Below are 207 nucleotides of genomic sequence, written 5' to 3' on the forward strand. Positions count from 1 at the left end.
TACGGGTGGCAGCAGTGGGGAATATTGGACAATGGGCGCAAGCCTGATCCAGCCATGCCGCGTGAGTGATGAAGGCCCTAGGGTTGTAAAGCTCTTTCGCCAGGGACGATAATGACGGTACCTGGATAAGAAGCCCCGGCTAACTTCGTGCCAGCAGCCGCGGTAATACGAAGGGGGCTAGCGTTGTTCGGAATCACTGGGCGTAAA

At 56.5% G+C, this 207-nt stretch carries 1 rRNA gene; it reads left to right on the top strand.

Annotated features, from left to right (window positions below):
- Nucleotides 1-207: ribosomal RNA gene (locus tag ACTHSL_RS14430) — 16S ribosomal RNA — on the top strand; the annotation flags it as partial.

This window comes from Neisseria sp. P0008.S010, assembly GCF_051962715.1.
In the GTDB taxonomy this organism is placed as follows: Bacteria; Pseudomonadota; Gammaproteobacteria; order Burkholderiales; family Neisseriaceae; genus Neisseria; species Neisseria elongata.